Origin of the sequence: Spiroplasma endosymbiont of Lariophagus distinguendus (genome assembly GCF_023846195.1) — a bacterium.
Classification (GTDB): domain Bacteria; phylum Bacillota_I; class Bacilli_A; order Mycoplasmatales; family VBWQ01; genus Spiroplasma_E.
The window spans coordinates 1-12829 of sequence record NZ_JALMUW010000004.1 but is presented as its reverse complement, the minus strand read 5'-3'; the positions used below and the strand labels follow the sequence as shown (position 1 = coordinate 12829).

The 12829-nt window shown below is 24.7% G+C and carries 12 protein-coding genes; 2 read left to right on the top strand and 10 right to left on the bottom strand.

What is annotated here, in order from left to right:
* Nucleotides 1–9: 9 nt before the first annotated feature.
* The 3 genes from M0D11_RS00795 to M0D11_RS00785 form a co-directional block, all read right to left on the bottom strand.
* The gene (locus tag M0D11_RS00795) at nucleotides 10–531 is read right to left on the bottom strand and encodes an adenine phosphoribosyltransferase (RefSeq protein WP_252319153.1); all 522 of its coding nucleotides are present in this window, start codon (nucleotides 529–531) and stop codon (nucleotides 10–12) included.
* Between the two features lie 9 nt (nucleotides 532–540).
* Nucleotides 541–3705 carry a protein translocase subunit SecDF gene (gene secDF / locus M0D11_RS07100; RefSeq protein ID WP_252319151.1) on the bottom strand — a complete coding sequence of 1055 codons (3165 nt, stop codon included), beginning with the start codon at nucleotides 3703–3705 and terminating at the stop codon, nucleotides 541–543.
* A 121-nt stretch (nucleotides 3706–3826) separates the two neighbouring features.
* The gene (locus tag M0D11_RS00785; RefSeq protein WP_252319149.1) at nucleotides 3827–4225 is read right to left on the bottom strand and encodes a Holliday junction DNA helicase RuvB C-terminal domain-containing protein; all 399 of its coding nucleotides are present in this window, start codon (nucleotides 4223–4225) and stop codon (nucleotides 3827–3829) included.
* Between the two features lie 221 nt (nucleotides 4226–4446).
* Here M0D11_RS00785 and M0D11_RS00780 point away from each other — a divergent pair, with 221 nt between their 5' ends.
* Complete coding sequence (locus tag M0D11_RS00780; RefSeq protein WP_252318950.1) at nucleotides 4447–5067, top strand: IS1595 family transposase; 621 nt, start codon at nucleotides 4447–4449, stop codon at nucleotides 5065–5067.
* Here M0D11_RS00780 and M0D11_RS00775 read toward each other — a convergent pair.
* The 7 genes from M0D11_RS00775 to M0D11_RS00745 form a co-directional block, all read right to left on the bottom strand.
* Nucleotides 5064–5720 (bottom strand): AAA family ATPase, encoded by a 657-nt coding sequence (locus M0D11_RS00775; RefSeq protein WP_252319148.1) that lies wholly within the window; start codon nucleotides 5718–5720, stop codon nucleotides 5064–5066. The two genes, M0D11_RS00780 and M0D11_RS00775, sit on opposite strands and share 4 nt — an antisense overlap.
* Entirely contained in the window at nucleotides 5710–6255 is a 546-nt protein-coding gene (ruvA, locus tag M0D11_RS00770; RefSeq protein WP_308699593.1) for a Holliday junction branch migration protein RuvA, read from the bottom strand. Before ruvA ends, M0D11_RS00775 begins: the two co-directional genes overlap by 11 nt.
* Nucleotides 6256–6338: 83 nt before the next feature.
* Entirely contained in the window at nucleotides 6339–7061 is a 723-nt protein-coding gene (locus M0D11_RS00765) for a YebC/PmpR family DNA-binding transcriptional regulator (protein WP_252319143.1), read from the bottom strand.
* A 12-nt stretch (nucleotides 7062–7073) separates the two neighbouring features.
* A complete protein-coding gene (nadE, locus tag M0D11_RS00760) occupies nucleotides 7074–7820 on the bottom strand; it encodes an NAD(+) synthase (protein WP_252319142.1) in 747 nt (248 codons plus the stop codon).
* A gap of 2 nt (nucleotides 7821–7822) precedes the next feature.
* Complete coding sequence (locus tag M0D11_RS00755; protein WP_252319141.1) at nucleotides 7823–8914, bottom strand: DNA recombination protein RmuC; 1092 nt, start codon at nucleotides 8912–8914, stop codon at nucleotides 7823–7825.
* A gap of 24 nt (nucleotides 8915–8938) precedes the next feature.
* Nucleotides 8939–10225: a GTPase ObgE gene (gene obgE / locus M0D11_RS00750; protein ID WP_252319140.1), complete on the bottom strand. Its 1287-nt coding sequence runs from the start codon at nucleotides 10223–10225 to the stop codon at nucleotides 8939–8941.
* Between the two features lie 641 nt (nucleotides 10226–10866).
* On the bottom strand, nucleotides 10867–11487 hold the full coding sequence (locus M0D11_RS00745) for an IS1595 family transposase (RefSeq protein ID WP_252318950.1): 621 nt from the start codon (nucleotides 11485–11487) through the stop codon (nucleotides 10867–10869).
* Between the two features lie 268 nt (nucleotides 11488–11755).
* Between M0D11_RS00745 and M0D11_RS00740 the strand changes: the two genes are divergently transcribed.
* On the top strand, nucleotides 11756–12796 hold the full coding sequence (locus tag M0D11_RS00740) for a coiled-coil domain-containing protein (protein WP_252319139.1): 1041 nt from the start codon (nucleotides 11756–11758) through the stop codon (nucleotides 12794–12796).
* Nucleotides 12797–12829 lie beyond the last annotated feature (33 nt).

Genomic DNA, 12829 nt, shown 5'->3' with positions numbered 1-12829 from the left:
TACTACTTATTAAAACTGAATTATTTCTAACAGCGGAATATTATCAAAATGATGTTTATTAGCAAATTCAGAAAGCGAAATTAAAGTAGCAATGCCAACTGATTGAGCATTACTTTGTTTTATTAAATTAAGACAAGCATTAATTGTTCCCGAAGTTGCAATCAAATCATCAATTATTACTACTTTATCTTTTGTTGAAAGTACATTTTGCTGCATTTCTAATATAGCAGTACCGTACTCTAAATCATAAGTTACTTTATAGGTTTTACCTGGTAATTTACCTTTTTTGCGTGCAAGAACTAATTTGATACCCAACTTATATGCTATAGCAGCACCAAAAATAAATCCTCTTGCTTCAGGTGCTAAAATTGCTGTTGCTCCACATTTTTTAATAAAATCTACAAAAATATTAACAACACTTTGAAATGCTTCTGGATTACTTAATATTGGGTTAATATCTTTAAATTGGATACCTTTAATTGGAAAATCAGGAATATTAATAATAATTTTTTTTAATGATTCTTTTGTCATTGCAACCACCTATTCATTAATACCTTTAATAACATATTCATCTGCACCAATGAAATGTTTTTTAATTTTATTAATACGTTTTTTATATCTATAAACTCTTCATTTCTCAAAATAAATTCAAATAAAAGGAGCAATAAAGTAAGATGATACTAAACTTACTATACAACCTATTAATAATGATAAACTAACTATTCAGAAACTAGGAATAATAAACATAACAATTACTGATGTTATTAATACTACACCATTAATAACTAATGTTCTTGGTAAAGCCTTTTGAACACTTTTATTTGAAATTTCAATTATTTCTTCTGTGCTAATAACTTGTGTTTGATTATTATTAATCTTAATTTCACGAATATTATCAAAAATTGACATAATACTAATTATTGTTAAAATCATTACTCCCAATAATATTCCAACAATTGAAGTAGAAATTACAATTTGGAAAATACTAATAATAGCAAGTGTCATTAGTAAACTAAAAATAATAGCTAAAATTAAAGGAATAACATAAGTTAATTGAAATCTAATAATAATATAAATTAAAATAACAATAAAAGATAAAGCAATTGAAATAATCATATTAACTAATAAATCTACACCTGACTTAGCAACAACTAGATCAATTTCTCCTCATTGTAAAATAGATTCTTGTTTTCAATTTCTAGTAATCTCCCCTAAAAAATTCTTAAACCTTTGCTGCATACTTTGAGAATTTACTGTTGTTTGAACAATAATTTTAAACTGATATGGTTTTCCTTCACCACCAGCAATTAAGGAAAAATTAATATTTTTAAAATATTTACTAAATTGACTATTATTTTGAATTTCTTTACTAATAAAATCTTTTGCTAATTCTGCTTCTTTAATAATATTGTAACTAGGATCACTTGGATCTTGAGTAATTGTACCCATTCCAACAAAATCAGTTCGTTGATCAAAACCAGAACCAAAATTAGAACCAATTACACCATAAGTAATACCTGAAGCAAGAACAATAACAGCAGAACCTGAAAGAATTCATTTTGTTAATTTATGAAAATAATTTCAGTTACTTATTTTAAGTTTTGAAAAAACATTTTTAAAATTAACTAATATTTTTTTGTCTTTTGCTTTAACTATTTGAATTTTTAACGGTTTTAATGCATTAATTAATTCTTGTTTCAATTTATTAATTTCTTGTGAAAGATTTAAAATTAAATCTTTTACTTTTGACTTATAAACTGATCTTGATTTACTATGTTCTTTTTTTAATTGCTGCTTATCAACTTTAAATTTTTTAATTAATTCTTTAACTTTATTTTTATAACTAATTTGAAGCTGACATTTTTCTGAAATTAATTGTTTTTTTATTTTTTTATCACTACTTTTAATATTATTTGTATCTATTGAATTATTTAAAACTATAGTGCTTTTTCTACTAATATTATTAGTTCCTAAAAGTTGAGGTTTATTTTCTAACCAGTTATTTCGTAATAATGTTCATAACACTAATCTTAATAAGATAATTCCAAAAATAATTACACCAAAAGTAGCAATAGAAGTCATAATAATAAAACCTTTAATAGCACGAGTTCCAAATCAGAAAATAGTTAAATTAACAATTAAAATAATAGCGCTACAATCTAATGAAGAAGATAATGTTTTCTTATTTGCTGATTTAAAAGCACTAATCAAAGTTTTACCTTGCATATATTCATTTTTAAAACGTTCCAACAAATTAATAATTGTATCTAATAATAGTGCAAAACCAATAATTAAAGCAATTACGCTTTCAGGAGCAATTATGCCATTAATGAAAACAAAACTAACAATAGTAAATAATAAAAATAATGATATTATAATTAGAACAATAACTCCTAACATACGATAATAAAACAGAACAATAGTCATAAGAACAAAGGTAACTAATATAATAATAACAACTGCAATTTTTAAAGATGTTGCACCTAGCGGTGGACTAACATTAGCATAAGATAACATAGTAAAATTATTTTTTGACAATCCTGATGTTAAAACACTTTTCATTTGTTCAACTGTTTCAAGATTAAAAGTATCTGAATTAATTGAAATACTATTGTTAGTTACTTTAACTTCACCAACTCAATATGGAATATAACGATAATCAATAACATCTTCATGTAAAATATCTGAAACATCTGGTAAACGTAATAAATCTTTAATATAAGGCAATCATGCATTCATAGGTGAACCAACAATAGGAGAAGCAAAAGGATCAAAGCGATTAGCAGGATCATATGTATTTTTTTCATCATTAGTATCAACAGAAAGACTATGAACTGAACCTAAATTATCAGAATAAATTCAATTAATACCAAATTGACCATTTTGATTAGGATTTAATAGTCGTGCTAAAGTAGGGTCTTGTGCTTTAGCTCTAGCTAAAATATCAGTACCTTTACCAAGACCTGGTGTATTATTATCTAATAATGATGTTAATGATGCTTTAATCTTACCATCAGTATCATTTTTAAGATTATCAATTATAAAAGCAAGGGAGCGAATACCCTCCATACTACTTCGAATATAATCTAATAACTGACCAATATCTGAATAAATATAAAATGTATTTTCTTTGGCAGAAGTAAGTTCTTTTAAAACTGAATCATTTTTAACATCAAAAACAAGTTCTGGGCGATGAGTAACAGAATTATTAACAGCTTTAATAGCAGAAAAAACATCACTAGTTAATAATCTTTTATCTCTTTTTGTTCAAGTAGTAGCTTTGTCATCTTTCTTTTCGGTTGCTAATAAATCATTACCATCTTTATCAACAATATAAGAATAACCACGTCGTGATACACTGTGAACAAAAGTAGAAATATCAACTCCCGCATCTTTACTCAACGCTAAATTATACTTATTATTATTATTGCTAGTAATGCTTTCAATATAAACGTTACTAGTACCTAAAGGGTCAACTCTGTCTTTTAATAAATTAATAACATCTTTTTGTTTACCTTTACCCTCATATTGAACTTGTGTTTGATAACCACCAGCAAACTCAATACTTAATTTACTATTATTTTCAACATATTTAGCACTAAACACTACTGAAATTATTATTGCAGAAACAATAATTATTAAACTAAAAATCCTTAAAAAAAATCCAAGATTTTTAGTTTTTCTTGTCCTAGAAGAAGTGTTCATATTTCTTCACTCCTAAATCATTTTATTTGTATAAACATAGATTGTATATTATTTAAGCACTATATAAGAATACCAACATTCGTTATAAATAACAATTGTTTTACAGTAATATCAAAAATAATTATTTTCTAAATAAAATTATATTATTATTAATATACTCTTTACCAATAATTGTTATTTTACGACCCTTAGTTGTCTTAATAATTAAACCACAATGAATAAGTCAAGGTTCATAATGAATTTCAAGATTTTTTCTTTCTTCATTCAAAAGTTGACAAATAGTTTCAATACTCAAACTTTTATCTAAATTTACATTATTAAACAATGCTAAATATGCCAATTGTAAACTATTTAAACCTAAAGGATAAATTTGCAAAAAAAATAAAATTTGCAAAATATTAGTTTCATTTAAATCTACATTCATAACAACACAATAATTATACAATTGTTTAATGATGTTAATAATGAGTCGCGGAATATTACGACAATGATTAGCAATAATATTCGGACTTCTCCCCACATGTACTTGTGGAGGAAACAATGAAATTGAATGAGTTCAACAATACTTTTCAAACAGAACAAGATTGTTTGAAATATATAGTAAGTTTGAAGGAAAATAAATGTATCAGGTGTTATTGAACAAATTTGAATACTTCTGATTTAAGAAGAATAAGATGTTTGAAATGTCATCAAACATTTAGTATTCTTCATGGCACCATTTTTTACAAGTCACAAATACCTTTGAAATCTTGGTTTTATCTCATCTTTAGATGAATAAACACCAAACATGGAATTCCATCAACTGATGTTGCAAAAGAATTGGGGGTAACTTTGAAAACTGCTTGAAGAATGGGTCATAAAATCAGAACTTGTATTGCCAAACAAGAATCACAATTTATTGTTGAGGGCATAGTGCAAATGGATGAAATGTATCTTTCACATATGGGTTTTAAAAAACAAGGAAGATCCTTGGTGAATAAAACCTTGATTGTTGGTATTTATGAAAAAACAACCAATAAATTAATTGTGAAAGTATTGAAAAATGCAAAAAGTAAAAATCTTTTGCAGTTTGCAAGAAACCACATTTCTTCAAAGTGTCATGTACATACTGATTTTTGAAAAGGATATTGCGATTTTAAATCGGTTTTCACTAAGCATGAAACAGTCAATCATCAAGATAGCTATGTTTCAAAAACTGGTGTAAATACCAACCAAATTGAATCAGTTTGAAAACATATAAGAAGAACATTTAAAACACATATCAAAGTTGCAAAACATCATGTTCATTTATATGCAAAAGAAGCTGCATATAAATTCAATAAGATACCTAGTTTTGAAATTGTAATGCTATGTTTGATTTAAAAATGTGGGGAGAAGTCCGTAGATAGGCTTTTCTCAGCATTTATGTGATAAAATTTAAAAATAGTACATAAAGGGAGAAAAGCCATAATATTTATTATATTATTTTCTAATTTTCAATTTAAACTTAAAGAAACTTGTGAAATAATACTTTTAATATCCTGATAATTATAATCAGATAATTGTAAAATATTAGGAATACGACTTATCAACGCTTTAGTTAAGATTCCTACTTTATTAGTAGCACCAATAAATGTAAAAGAGGGTAAATTAATTTTAACAATTTTATTATTATAATCTTTACCAATCATAATATTAATAAAATTACCTTCTAATGCAGAATATAATACTTCTAATATTTCATAGTTAACAACATGAATTTCATCAATAAAAACTATATCAGATTGTTTGATATTTGCTAAAATACTAATAATATCGCTAGTTTTATTAATGCTTGTTCCTTCTAAACTATGAAAATTTACTTGCAATTCTTCTGCTATTAATCGTGCAATAGTTGTTTTTCCAATACCAGGAGGACCAATTAATAAAATATGACTTAAAGCAATATTTTGAATTTTACTACCTTTGATTAAAATTAGAATACGTTCAATAACATTATTTTGTCCAACAAAATTATTAAAACTACTAATACCCATATTTTATTTCCTTAATAGCTAATGCAATAATTTCTTCAACTTCCAAATCTCAATTAATATTTCTTAATAAAAAATTATTAATTACTATTGAACTAAAACCTAATTTTAATAATGTATCAAATACTAAATCTGATTTTTCATTTTGACTAGTTGTTAAATTACTTACTACTTTAATATGATTACTAAAATAATTAATAATATTATTAGCAATTTTATGAGTTATACCTTTACACTGTTGCAATATCTTATAATCTTGTTTGCTTATAGCCAACTTAATACTATCAAGTGATAGTTGATTTAATAATCTTAAAGCAGTTTTTGGTCCAATATTACTAATATTAAGTAAGTGAATAAAAAAGGTTTTTATTGCTTTTGATACAAACCCAAAAAATTGTTCATAAGTTGGTTTTTGATGACAATAAACATAAATTTTCACTTTAATATTTAATGGTAATGTTTGTAAATTAACACCTTCAATAATATATCCATGATCATTACATTCAAAAATAATTTTATTTTCATAAAATTCTTTAATAATACCTAAAAATATTCATCCATCACTTATTCCTCCTTTTCTATTCTTACTATTAATTAGATGAAAAAGAAAAATAAACCTTTTTATTTTTTAAAATTATGTTCAATTGAAAGCACATCATCATCATTTTCAATTGTTTCTAACAATATATCAATTAATTTAATTTGTTGTTGATCAGTAATGGTAATCAATTCATGGGGAATATTAACAATTTCGTTAGTAATAAAATCATTAATATTATTTTTTTCTAATAAATTAGTTACAGCATTTAACTGTTTAGGATTAACTTCAATATCAATGATATCTTCTTTTTTTTTAATATTAAAAATTTCAAAATCAATTATTAACTCCAAAATTTCTTCAACTGATAATAAACTTGAAAATTGAATTACCCCCATTGTTTGAAATAAATATTGAACAGAATTAGTAGCAGCTAAATGACCACCCAATTTATTAAAATAACTTCGAATATTACTTGCAGTTCGATTTTTATTATCAGTTAAACAATGAATAATTATGGCAATATTACTTGGTCCATATCCTTCATAAGTGACTGCTTCATAATTAGTTGTTTCATTTTTATTACTAGCTTTATTAATAGCACGATTAATATTATCCTTTGGCATATTTATACGTCGTGCTTTTTCTAACATTAATTTCAATCGCGGATTATTTTCAACATTTGCACCACCTAATTTAACAGCAACATAAATTTCTCTTGATAATTTTTGAAAAATTTTACCACGTTTGTTATCTTGGGCATCTTTACGATGTTTAATATTTGCATATTGTGAATGTCCAGCCATATTCTCATTCCTTTATTTTTTTCTTGTTCATTTCGGAGCTTGCGGTACAGGTATTCTTTTGTGTGCACTATTCTGATGCATAAATTCAATTTTATTAATTACTGATGATGGTATTAATGATTTATTTCCTAGTAAATATTGATCTAATTGTTCATACTTAAATTGCATTTCCATTTCATCAGTTTGTCCATCTCATAAACCAGCAGTTGGCTTACGAATAATGATCTCTTCACTAACTTTTAATATCTTTGCTGCAGCAAAAACATCTTTTTTTAACAAATGAATAATTGGTAATAAATCAACACCACCATCACCATATTTAGTAAAATAACCAATGTGTCATTCATCACTATTATCTGTTCCTACAACTAAATAATTATGATTTTGTGCATATGCATAAAGAGCATTCATTCTTAATCTAGCTTTTAAATTGCCTAAAATTAATTTTGATTTTTCTATATTAATTTCAGTTTCTAATGTTTTTTTAAAACTTAAAAAAACATTATTTAAATTAACTACTTTGGCATTTAATTTATGAATATTAACTAAATTATTTGCATATTCTAAATCAATATCTGGTGAAAAACAAGGCATAATTAATGCTAAATGATCATTAGGAAAAGCTTTTTTAATCAATAATGCTACTACTGCTGAGTCAACACCACCACTTAAACCAACAATTAAACCTTTGGCATTTGCTTTTTTTACTTCACTTTGTAAAAATTTAATAATTTCATCTAAATATTGTTCTAAATTCATAATTATTCACTCTCTTTTATTTCTTCAGACATTTCAAAAATATTGTTATAATGTCCAGCAATTTTATTATGGGTTTTATCTAAAGTTTCAATGGCTTTATTAGTTGTATCAAAACCAGCCTTAACTTTTTCTCATCTATCAACCCAACGATCAAAATCATCTTTGAATAAACGTAATTTTTTTGCCATTTTTTCTAAATTTTTATTAAAATCAATATCTTTACGATTTTTATCAACTGTAAATAAAACAGCAGATAAAGTAGTAGGAGAGGTAATTCAAACACGTTTCTTAAAAGCATATTCAACAATATCATCAGCAAATTGTGCGTAAATAAAAGCAAATATTTCTTCAGAAGGAATAAACATTACTGCGCTAGAAATCTTATTTTTAATATTAATATATTTTCCAACTTCATCAATTCGTTTACGAATATCATTACGAAAATCTTTTAAATAATTTTCTTTAACTTTAATATCTTCACTTACTAAATACCTTTGATAGTTATCAATTGAAAACTTTGAATCAATAGCAATTCCTTCTTTTTCAGAATCTGTTTTTACATAGGCATCAACAACTTTGCCATCAATTGTTTTATATTGTCGTTCTCATAATTTTTGATTTGAACCCAACATATTAGTCAAAATTTTTTCTAAAACAAATTCACCAACATTACCACGTTTTTTAGTATTAATAAAAACTTCTTGTAAACTTTGAATATTATCATTAATTTTTCCTAAAACAGTTGATGATTCTTGTAACTTTGCTAAATCTTTAATAACATCTACTACTTGTCTTTGAATGACATCAGCATTGCGTTTATAATCATCTTCTTTTTTATCTAAATTTTTTTGAAAATTATCAATATTACTCATTAAATTAATTAATTTTTCGGTTTTATCACGATCCGAACCATTTCATGATGTTTTAAAATCATTTAATTGTTCTTTTAAAGTTTCTACTTGCATTTTTAAAAAGTCTTGTGCAATTGGGTCGCTAGTAACATTCTGACTTTTTTTAATTTGCATATAAATTATTAAGCCACCAATACTACTAATAATTAAAATAACTACCAATAAACTAATTACTATTTCCATTTCCTATTTTCCTTTGCCCTTTTTTTATTCTTCTTCTCAAATCATATCATAATTAAAAATCTTAACATGATCACCTTTTTTTATTCCTTGCTTTCTTAATTCATCATAAATTCCTAAATCTTGTAATTTAATTTTAAATAATAAAATATTATGATAATTATTTAAAGGATTTTTTTGATATATTACTTCAACGGTTTTACCAGAAATAGTTCATTGATTATTTGCAAATTTAGTAATAATAACTTGTGGAACTTCTTCTTTATTAATATATTCATAAAGAATATGTTCTTCATTATTTTCATTATTATTAACTTGGTGCAGTTGTTCTTTTTCAACGGCTTTAGCAATATCTTTAATTAATATATCCAAACTAATATGTTTCATAGCAGAAATTGCAATTATTGGTAATTTAATTTGTTCTTTTAATTTCTCTAAATTAGTTTGTGCATCTGGTAAATCAATTTTATTTGCAACAATTAAATGCGGTTTTTTTGTCAAATCTTTATTATAACTTTCTAATTCACTCATAATTAATTGATAATTTAAAAAATGATCTTGAGTCTTATCACTAATATCAATCATATGTACTAAAACTTGACAACGTTCAATATGACGCAAAAACTGTAAACCTAGTCCTTTTCCTAAACTAGCTCCTGCTATTAATCCAGGCAAATCCGCCATAACAAAATTATTATTTTTATCAACTCTAACAACACCTAAATGTGGATTAAGAGTAGTAAAAGGATAATCAGCAACTGTTGGAGTTGAAGCAGAAATAGCTCCTAATAATGTTGATTTACCGGCGTTAGGCAACCCAACTAATCCGGCATTGGCCAATAATTTCAACTCACAAATTATTTCAAAATGTTGTCCAGGCATTCCTTTTTCACATATTTTAGGTACTCGATTTATTGCCGAAGCAAAACGAGCATTTCCTCGTCCACCAAGACCACCGGCAGCAATTATTATTTCTTGTTTATCTTTAATAATATCACCAAGAATATTTTGAGTTTTGTTATCTCTAATAATAGTACCTAATGGAACTTTTACATAAGTATTGGTTCCTTTACGTCCATGCATATTTTTGGGTGCACCATTTTTACCATCTTCAGCAGTTATCTCTTTATTTTTACGTAAGTCTAATAGAGTATTCATACCTGAATCACCAATAAAGATAATATTACCGCCTCTTCCTCCATCTCCACCAGATGGACCACCTTTGGCTACATAAAGTTCACGACGAAAAGCAACAACACCATCACCGCCTTTGCCGGCAGTAACTTTTAATTTTGTTACATCTATAAAACGCATTTCTTACTCCTTTTTTATATTAATAATAATTCTTATTATATAGTGTTAACATTTTTGTGTAAAATACTATTTTATTTTTCATATAATTTTAGTATACAGATATTATTGTTAAAAAAATAATAATTTATTATATCTAGTTAATATTTTTTGTAAACTATTTTTCCTTTATGAAAATTAAAAAAATGTTTTTTTAATGTTAAATATCATTTAAGTTATTTTCATATATGAAAAATTATATATTAAAATAAAACTTATAGGTGTTTTTATTAATTTGCTTAAAATCAAATCAATAGTTTTTTTTATTTAATTTTATCTTTGAAAAAATATATTGTATATTGATTTTTTCAATTATAAACTTTATTTGAGATTTATTTAAAGTAATTTAAAAAAATAAAATTTATTACTGACTTATTAGTCAACTACTTTTATTTAAATTAAAACATTAATAATATTAATTTAAATATATTTATTATTTTTTTAATTTATAAGAAAAAAATAAATGAAAATTTAATTAAAAATATTTTAATAAATCTCAATTATTAAAAATAAATATTTATGGCTTTTCTCCCTTTATGTACTATTTTTAAATTTTATCACATAAATGCTGAGAAAAGCCTATCTACGGACTTCTCCCCACATTTTTAAATCAAACATAGCATTACAATTTCAAAACTAGGTATCTTATTGAATTTATATGCAGCTTCTTTTGCATATAAATGAACATGATGTTTTGCAACTTTGATATGTGTTTTAAATGTTCTTCTTATATGTTTTCAAACTGATTCAATTTGGTTGGTATTTACACCAGTTTTTGAAACATAGCTATCTTGATGATTGACTGTTTCATGCTTAGTGAAAACCGATTTAAAATCGCAATATCCTTTTCAAAAATCAGTATGTACATGACACTTTGAAGAAATGTGGTTTCTTGCAAACTGCAAAAGATTTTTACTTTTTGCATTTTTCAATACTTTCACAATTAATTTATTGGTTGTTTTTTCATAAATACCAACAATCAAGGTTTTATTCACCAAGGATCTTCCTTGTTTTTTAAAACCCATATGTGAAAGATACATTTCATCCATTTGCACTATGCCCTCAACAATAAATTGTGATTCTTGTTTGGCAATACAAGTTCTGATTTTATGACCCATTCTTCAAGCAGTTTTCAAAGTTACCCCCAATTCTTTTGCAACATCAGTTGATGGAATTCCATGTTTGGTGTTTATTCATCTAAAGATGAGATAAAACCAAGATTTCAAAGGTATTTGTGACTTGTAAAAAATGGTGCCATGAAGAATACTAAATGTTTGATGACATTTCAAACATCTTATTCTTCTTAAATCAGAAGTATTCAAATTTGTTCAATAACACCTGATACATTTATTTTCCTTCAAACTTACTATATATTTCAAACAATCTTGTTCTGTTTGAAAAGTATTGTTGAACTCATTCAATTTCATTGTTTCCTCCACAAGTACATGTGGGGAGAAGTCCGATATTTATATTTAAAAAAGGGGTACTTTAAAAATGATAAATGATAAAGATAAAAATATAGTAAAAAAATCTGATGTTGATAGTTGATGAGGTATTACCACTAGCAATAAATGTGATAAAAAAATTGAGAAATTAAATAAAAAATTACAAGAAACATGTAATAAATTAGATGAAATAAGCAATCTTTATACAAAATCAGTAAAAGAAAACAAAAATTTTGAATATAAAGTTAAAGAACTAAAAGAAGAATTAAAAAAAATTCAAGATAATAATACAAAATTAGAAGCAGAATTAAATGATTCAAAAAACAATAAAAAAGAATTAGAAGCACAATTAAAACAATTTCAAGACAATAAAGAAAAACTAGAAACAGAACTTAAAAATTCTAGAAATAGTAAAGAAAGATTAAAAGAAGAACTAAAAGAAATTCAAGATAAAAATACAAAATTAGAAACAAACTTAAAAGAAGCAACAGAAAGTATTGAACATTTACAAGAAATAATCCAAGATTACATGGATAATAAAGAAAAACTAGAAGAAGAACTAAAAGAAATTCAAGATAATAATATAAAACTGGAAACAAAATTAAAAGAAGCAGAAAATGATAAAGAAAAACTAGAAGAAGAACTAAAAGATTATAAAAATAATAATGAAAATTTAGAAGAAGAATTAAGAAAATCTAGATATACTATAGCAAAACAAGCAGCAGAATTAAGAGAATCTAAAGGTATTAAAGAAAAATTAGAACAACAATTAAAAGAAGCAGAAAAAAATATTAGATATTTACAAAAAATAATACAAGAAAATACAGAAAGTAAAACACAATTAGAAAAAGAATTAAAAGATTATATAAATAAAAACCAAAAATTAGAAAAAGAACTAAAACAATCTCAATATGATAAAGAAAAATTAGAAAAACAATTAAAATATTCAAAAGAAAACATTGAAGAACTAAAAAAAATAATACAAGATTGTAAAAACACTGTAGAAAAACTAGAAAAAGAATTAAAAAACACTAAGGATATTAATAAAAAAATTAGAGACTTTGTACTTGAATGTGTACCTTTAAATTAAAAAACACTTAAATATATAACCTTTTCTTAGGTA